The organism is Candidatus Methylobacter oryzae (genome assembly GCF_003994235.2).
Classification (GTDB): domain Bacteria; phylum Pseudomonadota; class Gammaproteobacteria; order Methylococcales; family Methylomonadaceae; genus Methylobacter_A; species Methylobacter_A oryzae.
Window position 1 is genome coordinate 329,784 of sequence record NZ_RYFG02000121.1, and the last position, 6,291, is coordinate 336,074.

Annotated in this window: 9 protein-coding genes; all 9 read left to right on the forward strand. The window is 53.0% G+C overall.

Features of this window, described 5'->3' with window-relative positions; genetic code table 11:
- Window positions 1-3 precede the first annotated feature (3 nt).
- The 9 genes from EKO24_RS22190 (at window position 4) to EKO24_RS22235 (ending at window position 6,117) form a co-directional block, all read left to right on the forward strand.
- Complete coding sequence (locus EKO24_RS22190; RefSeq protein ID WP_127026647.1) at window positions 4-693, forward strand: HupE/UreJ family protein; 690 nt, start codon at window positions 4-6, stop codon at window positions 691-693.
- A gap of 9 nt (window positions 694-702) precedes the next feature.
- On the forward strand, window positions 703-1,401 hold the full coding sequence (gene cybH / locus EKO24_RS22195) for a Ni/Fe-hydrogenase, b-type cytochrome subunit (protein ID WP_127026646.1): 699 nt from the start codon (window positions 703-705) through the stop codon (window positions 1,399-1,401).
- A 317-nt stretch (window positions 1,402-1,718) separates the two neighbouring features.
- Window positions 1,719-2,390 carry a HyaD/HybD family hydrogenase maturation endopeptidase gene (locus EKO24_RS22200; protein WP_127026645.1) on the forward strand — a complete coding sequence of 224 codons (672 nt, stop codon included), beginning with the start codon at window positions 1,719-1,721 and terminating at the stop codon, window positions 2,388-2,390.
- Window positions 2,390-2,686 carry a HypC/HybG/HupF family hydrogenase formation chaperone gene (locus EKO24_RS22205; RefSeq protein ID WP_127026644.1) on the forward strand — a complete coding sequence of 99 codons (297 nt, stop codon included), beginning with the start codon at window positions 2,390-2,392 and terminating at the stop codon, window positions 2,684-2,686. The genes EKO24_RS22200 and EKO24_RS22205 overlap by 1 nt, the downstream gene beginning before the upstream one ends.
- Window positions 2,683-3,102, forward strand: coding sequence for a thioredoxin domain-containing protein (locus EKO24_RS22210; RefSeq protein WP_127026643.1), 420 nt, complete (start codon window positions 2,683-2,685; stop codon window positions 3,100-3,102). The genes EKO24_RS22205 and EKO24_RS22210 overlap by 4 nt, the downstream gene beginning before the upstream one ends.
- Window positions 3,103-3,188: 86 nt before the next feature.
- A complete protein-coding gene (locus EKO24_RS22215) occupies window positions 3,189-4,037 on the forward strand; it encodes a hydrogenase expression/formation protein (protein ID WP_127026642.1) in 849 nt (282 codons plus the stop codon).
- A complete protein-coding gene (locus tag EKO24_RS22220) occupies window positions 4,034-4,255 on the forward strand; it encodes a rubredoxin (RefSeq protein WP_127026641.1) in 222 nt (73 codons plus the stop codon). The genes EKO24_RS22215 and EKO24_RS22220 overlap by 4 nt, the downstream gene beginning before the upstream one ends.
- Window positions 4,256-4,485: 230 nt before the next feature.
- A complete protein-coding gene (hybE, locus tag EKO24_RS22230) occupies window positions 4,486-4,947 on the forward strand; it encodes a [NiFe]-hydrogenase assembly chaperone HybE (RefSeq protein ID WP_127026640.1) in 462 nt (153 codons plus the stop codon).
- On the forward strand, window positions 4,948-6,117 hold the full coding sequence (locus tag EKO24_RS22235; RefSeq protein ID WP_127026639.1) for a nickel-dependent hydrogenase large subunit: 1,170 nt from the start codon (window positions 4,948-4,950) through the stop codon (window positions 6,115-6,117).
- Window positions 6,118-6,291: the final 174 nt, after the last annotated feature.

The window sequence follows — 6,291 nt, forward strand, 5'->3', positions numbered from 1 at the left end:
GTTATGAAAAAAATTATAGCAGCGGCCGGTCTTATCGCGTTTTCCGACGCGGCATTGGCGCATACCGGCTTATTGCCTAGCGGTGGCGGTTTTAGCCAGGGTTTCCAGCATCCGTTTTTGGGTCTGGATCATTTTTTGGCGATGCTGGGCTTGGGCCTATGGGCGAGTAGTCAAAGCCGATTGCTTGCCCGGCAGGCGATTGGCGCGTTTTTGTCGTTCATGATGGTCGGCGCGCTGTTCGGCTTGGCCGGATTTGGTTTTGCTTATGTTGAAACGGCTATATTGATTTCGTTGTTGTTGGTCGGCGTAGCGCTTAGTTTCGGCACGACTCTAATAGTTCCCACGCGCTGCGTCCCGAATTCGCAGCAAGACGTTGGTCGTGACTCGCGGCGCAGCGCGCCGATACTGCATTCCCACGCAGCGCGTGGGAACGAGGTGAGTTTTTACGACAAGGCGATTATTTTGACATCGATTGCTGCCTTTGCATCAATGCACGGACTGGCGCACGGCAGTGAAATGCCGGTTAACGCTTCGGCATACGCGTATATCGGTGGATTTGTATCGGCTACGGCGGTTTTGCATGTTTCCGGACTGGTTTTGGGTTGGACTGCGCAACGCATCAACGCAGCCGGTTTGATTCATATTTACGGAACCCTGACCGGCTTGACCGGTGCTTGGTTGTTGCTTGCATAAGGAACGGCCATGACTGATTCAACCTCCCAATCTGTTTACGTCTACGAAAAACCAGTACGGCTATGGCACAGCTTGAATGCCTTGATTATTGTCGCGTTGACAGTAACCGGTTATTTAATCGCCTCGCCGCTTGCAACGGTCGACGGTGAAGCGTCGGACCATTTTGTGATGGGCACTATCCGGTTCCTGCATTTCGCCGCCGGTTATTTGTTGGCGATAGGTCTGATTTTTCGCGCCTATTGGGCTTATGCCGGCAATGAACACGCCCGGCAAATCTTCATGCCGCCGCTGTTGTCGCGCGATTTTTGGCAGGGCGTCTTCCATGAAATATTGTGGTATGCCTTCCTGGTCAAAGAGCCGAAAAAATACGTCGGCCATAATCCCCTGGCGATACTGTTCATGCATTTTGTGTTCGTCTGGGGCACGCTGTTTATGATTGTCACCGGTTTTGCGCTATACGGAGAAGGCACAGGGCAGGGCAGTTGGCAGCATCTATTGTTCAGCTCCTGGGTGTTGCCGATTTTCGGCGACAGCCAAAACCTGCACAGCTGGCATCATCTGGTCATGTGGCTGATCGTTTGCTTTGTGCTGATCCATGTTTATGTCGCAGTGCGGGAGGATAAATTATCGCGGCAGAGCATGTTGTCGACGATAGTAACCGGTTGGCGCACGTTTAAAGACGATAAACCGGTGGATGACATGCATTGATTTTATCCACGAAAAGCACGAAAGACACGAAAAAATAGAAAACGAATGGCACGGATTAGACGGATTTAAACGGATATTCGCAGAAGTCGAATGGGGCATGTTGCCCGGTCTGAAACGTCCGCTCGTTTCGCTCATTCCCAAGCTCCAGCTTGGGAACCAGCATAAAATTACTGATAGCCGGAGTGCAGGCTTCGCCTGCAAGCGCAAGCCTGCACTCCCGTTGAAGCAAGCCTATTTAAACGGGGCGATACTGCCGGTCCACTATTTTTCGTGCTTTTCGTGTCTTTCGTGGACAAATAACTTATCCAGGATTAACGATGAATATTTTACTGCTGGGCATAGGCAACGTACTTTGGGCCGACGAAGGTTTCGGCGTTCGCGTGATTGAACGCCTGCAAAAAAGCTACCGTTTTCCGGATAACGTTAAGGTTATGGACGGCGGCACCCAAGGCGTTTATCTGGTCGAACATGTCCAAACGGCTGATGTATTGCTCGTATTCGATGCGGTCGATTACGGCCTAAGGCCCGGCACACTAAAACGGATCGAAAACGATGACGTGCCGAATTTTCTCGGCGCAAAAAAAATGAGCCTGCATCAAACCGGGTTCCAGGAAGTGTTGGCGATGGCGCAAATGCTGGGCTGTTATCCGCAACATTTGTTGTTGATCGGCGTACAACCCGAGGAGCTGGACGACTACGGCGGTAGCTTGCGGCCAATAGTCAGGGCGCAGATCCAACCGGCGATAGACATGGCCTTAACTCATCTGCAAGCTTTCGGCATTGAAGCGGAAACAGTCAGTAGCGATGGCGATTTGGCCGATCCGGTGTTGAACATACAGCGCTATGAACAGGAACGGCCAACGGCTTCCGAAGCTTGCCGAACCGGGGATGACCGGGTCTTGATGCTTGAAGGTTTTCAGTTGCGCCCGCCGCAACCTGCCGGCGAAAACACAATGCAAGTCGATGTCGATTACCGGGGTAAATACTGATGTGCATCGGCATCCCGATGCAAGTTGTCGAACAGCACGGCGAGTCGGCGCGTTGCATCTACCGGGGCCGGGAAAGCGTAGTCGATATGATGCTGGTCGGCCCGCAGCCGGCCGGTACTTGGCTGCTGGTTTTTCTGGATACGGCCCGCGAAGTGCTCAGCGAGCAAAAAGCCCTGCAAATTACCGATGCGCTGGAAGCCATGCGCTTGGCGATGCAAGGCGATAATCGAATCGATCATTTATTTCCCGACCTTGTCGGCAGGGAACCGCAATTGCCGGAGTTTTTAAAATCATGAGCTCGCCGCTGCTAGAACAACTGCAAACCCGATACGCTTATCCATTGCTGGATGCGGACAGTTACGACCATTTCGTTTACGGCAATGAAAATGCCGTGCTGTTTTTCTGCAACGATCCGGTCCTGTTTCCTGAAAGCAGTGATGTTGCGGTGATCTTGCCGGAATTGGTCAAAGCGTTTAACGGCCGGCTGCAAGCGGCGGTTATCGCAAAGTCTGTCGAGCGCGAATTGCAGGCCAGGTTTCGCTTCACTGGCTGGCCGTCGCTGGTGTTTTTGCGTAACGGCGAGTATTTAGGCGTTATCACCGGCATTCGCAATTGGCAGGAGTATAAACAGGAAACAGCCGCAATCTTGGCTGCTGTCCCTAGCCAACCGCCCGGCTTCGATTTGGATAAAGTATGCGGCGGTGCGCATTGAATAAAGTAGGGCGCGCCGTGCGCGGAAACCTTTAACCTTCGCAAAAGGCGCGCACGGCGCGCCCTAGCGGATAATCCACGATTATTATGACCTCTATCTCACTCCCCATTTTCGGACAAGGCAGTCAACCGGCTGAACAAGACGGCGCCGTATTGGAATACCTGCAAATGCCGCAGGAAATGACGACCTATTCCATGCCGAGGGTTTCTGCGGATTTAAACACGCAACAGTTGACGCAAGTAAAAAGCGTCTTGCAGCAATTGCAGCAAAATCTGGCTGCGTTTCCGGCGATTTCAGCGCCGATCGAATTGACGCAATTGGATGCAGGCAACCGGCGATTTATCGACGAACTGCTCGGCGAAGGCGAAGTCAGCGCGATCTGTTCCGGCAAGCAAAATATCCGCATCCAGGAGTCGGTGCTGGCCGGCGTTTGGCGCTTACAATCATTGAACGCCCAGCGCCAAATCATCAACGATACGCTGGAAGTCGGCATTATTCCTCAGCGGCTATTTGAATGGGCTTTTAACGGCGCATCCGAACAAATCGCTACTTACTGGACGACTGTACCGCCGGGAGTCATGAATGCACCGCCGCTGCTGACCGAATTGAACGCCAAAATCGCCGAATACCGGCCGGGTGCGGAAGCCCACACGATCAATTTGAGCCTGTTGCCGCAGACAGAGAAGGATCTGGAGTTTTTGGCGCAACGTTTGGGCGGCGGTTCGGTGACGATATTGTCGCGTGGTTACGGCAACTGCCGGATTACGGCCACAGGTACTAATTTTGTCTGGTGGGTACAGTATTTCAATTCGGAGGACAGTTTGATCCTCAATACGCTGGAAGTCAGCGACGTGCCCAGCGTAGCCTGCGCCTCGCCGGAAGACATTGTCGACAGTTGCGAGCGTTTGCAGGAGATACTTAAGGTGTATCTATGAACGGCTCTTTTTTTGCCGGAGTCTTCGGCGGCGATATGTCGAAGCTGCCGCCGCAAACCCGCTTGGAATGCAAGATTTGTTGGTATGTATACGATCCGGCGGTGGGTGATGAAGTTTGGCAAATGCCGCCTGGTACGGCTTTTTCCGATTTGCCGGATCACTGGAGTTGCCCCGAGTGCGACGGCAGAAAGCAGGATTTTTTGGTGTTGGACGATTGATTATGAATGCTTTTGTTCTAAAACTAAGACCTTCCGGGTTTTACGACTGCCAGGGATGGCGGGAGTGTCGCAATCGGTAGGGAACCGATGCGACCGACTGCCAGGGATGGCGGCCGAAACTGCTCCCGGCAGTCCTCGGCATTTCCTCTGTTCATGGAGGTCAGAAGTGCAGGAGCCGCCGGGAGCGGCTCCAGTAAAAACCTGGAAAGTCTCTACACTCTACACGAGTAATGATCTGGAAAAATAGCGAGCAAATCAGCGATACGCTGGAAACAACATTCAATGACATATCGGCTAAACGCATGCGCGGGTTGCCGATAATTAACGCAGCGCTTTCGGTGCAGGCAGTCGGATTTAACCGTTTCGACGAAGACTGGCTCGGCGCGCTGATTACTCCCTGGTTCATGAACCTGCTGTTGTTGCCGGGACCTGACAGCATTTGGCGCGACCAACAACCCGGCACGAAAATAGACAAGCACTTTCCGTACGGCGTATTCGAATTCACATTGGCCAGTGAAGCCCGAATAGGCGTTTACGCGCTTTGTTCGCTATTCTCGCCGATGTTGCAGTTCGAGAATCAAGCAGCCGCGCTTGCCGCTGCTGAAGCCGCGCTACAAGGCTTGTTGGCCGAAGTTCAGCCGCGCGGCGTCAGCCGTCGCGACTTATTGCTCGGCATTATCGGAAAACGTTAAATGACGCCGGCCGGTTTCATCACTATCGATCTGTATCACTGTTCCGGCAATGCAACTGGGGTAAATATCGCTTCCAGCCGCCCGGATACGATAGCGCAAGTATTGACCGGCAAAACCCCGGAACAGGTACTCGATACCGTTCCTCTGTTGTTTTCTCTGTGCGGCAATGCCCAGGCTTATGCCGCTTTGCAGGCCTGCCGCGTGGCGTTGGGCATGACAGCCGAGCCGGAACTTGATTCGGCCCGCGACATGCTGGTGCAACTGGAAACCTTGCGCGAACATGCCTGGCGTATTTTGCTGGATTGGCCGGTTTTTATAGGTCTTGCGCAGCATAAAAAAAGCCTGGCCGAGCTGCTGAAATTCGATGGCTTGTTCAAGCGGAATTTATTCCGCCACGGCGAGGCGTTCAAATTCGACAGTTGCCTCGACATCGACGTCGCACAGCTATTAAAACTAATCGACGACTTGGAAACGCTAATCGACGTCTCGATTTTTAACGGACGGCTTGCCGCTTTCCGGTTATTAAACGATGAAGCGCAATTGAAGGATTGGCTAACGCAGAATAATGCGTTGGCCGCCAATATGTTGAAGCATTTATATCATTTGAATTGGATTGCAATCGGGCAGAACGATATTGCCTGTCTGCCCGGTCTTGACGGCGACACGTTGGACCGGCAACTGCGACAAGATTTAGCCGCTTTCAGCCGTATGCCGCAGTGGCAAGGCCGCTGCTTTGAAGCAACGCTGTTAAATCGCCAGCTATCGCAGCCGTTAATCGCCGCTTTGCAGGGTTGTTACGGCAACGGCCTGATTGTCCGAATGCTGGCGCGTTTGCTGGAAGTCGCCTTAATCCCATCCCGGCTAAGACAGCTTTTGACGCAGACGAAATTGCCGGAAATGAATACAGCTAGCGACGGCATCGGCTTGGCTCAAGTCCAAGCGGCAAGAGGGCTGTTGATTCATCGTCTGGAACTGCGCCAGGGACGCGTATGCGATTACTGCATCGTCGCGCCGACCGAATGGAATTTCCATCCCGAAGGCGTCGTCGTTCAAGGCTTGAAACAATTGCAAGCCGGGAACCCAAACGACCTGCAACGGCAAGCGGAATTGTTAATCAACGCGGTGGACCCTTGCGTGCAATACGCGTTACACTTAAGGCCACAGCCATAACGGGATAGAAATCCATGCATAACAAATCTGTTTGGAACAAATTTGCTCTCGTCGAAAGATGCATGTCAGGGATAGCCATGCACGACAAATCCGTCGGGAGCGGATTTGCACTTGCCCGCAGGGTGCATGGCAGGGATTGCCATCATGACAAATCCGTCGGGAGCGGATTTGCAC